The 1,074-nt window shown below is 38.9% G+C and carries 1 protein-coding gene; it reads left to right on the forward strand.

From position 1 onward, the window contains the following. The coding region (locus B7700_RS00040; protein ID WP_142358586.1) for an N-acetylmuramoyl-L-alanine amidase family protein at window positions 1-1,074 on the forward strand (1,074 nt) is incomplete at both ends.

A 1,074-nucleotide genomic window follows, 5' to 3' on the forward strand; every position in this document is an offset into this window, starting at 1 on the left:
CTTGGTTTGCTTGCAGGTGCTGGCCTACTTTTATCTATCAACCAAGCACAGGCTGCAGATACATGGGTAAAAAATGGTTCTGACTGGAATCTTTCTCAAGATGGCAGTCTAGCTAAAAACAAATGGGTGCAAAATGCTGGCTCTTGGTACCACTTTGACGGTTCTGGTAAAATGCAGACAGGCTGGTACAAGGAAGGCAATACATGGTATTCGCTCGCAGACAGTGGGGCTATGCGTACTGGCTGGTACAAGGAAGGCAATACATGGTACTCACTCGCAAATAGTGGGGCTATGCGTACTGGTTGGTACAAAGAAGGGTCTACTTGGTACTACCTCAAAGGCAGTGGCGCTATGGCAACAGGATGGGCAACTGCAAATGGTCAATGGTCTTACTTTGAAAAATCAGGTGCTATGGTAGCAGATAGAGCTGTTCCAGCAAGCGATGGGGAAAGTTATGTCATTGGTAAGGATGGTTATATGTTAACCAAACTCCCAAGTCAGGTTGAACAAGATCCTTTTGATGATACAGTTATTACAGATATCGTTACTTTGTCTGATGGTTATGACTATCACCTTGTTCATAAGAAAGATGGAGTTGTTATCGAAAAGAATGCCTGGTATATCAAACCTATTGTTGAACGTTTTTCTTATCAAAAGATTGGCGATATAAAACGAAATACTTTAGATGCCATTACTGATAATAAAAAACCAGGGGAAGAAATTGATCCTAAAGCTGTCATAAAGAATTTCCAAAACTTACCAAATAAGTATTACTTTGGAGCAGATGGACGTAAGGTTGCGAATCTACCAGAATTCACTACTCACTTCCCTATTCAAAAAGTTGGATCTGAACTTTATCTTAGAAATTCAAGTCCAGTTATTAGTCTAGAATCATCTGGATTTACAATTAATGACAATAAACTTTATCTAAGAGATGTCAATGATCATAATGGTAAACTTGTAACTGGATATTTCACAATGTTTATGGACGGATTATTATCTAAAGATCACCATATTTTGGGCTATGCAGATGAATCTGGTGAAATCGTGAAGATGAAAGTTTTGCCTAATGAT

The sequence above is a fragment of the Streptococcus mitis genome (assembly GCF_002096755.1).
Taxonomy (GTDB): Bacteria; Bacillota; Bacilli; order Lactobacillales; family Streptococcaceae; genus Streptococcus; species Streptococcus mitis_AC.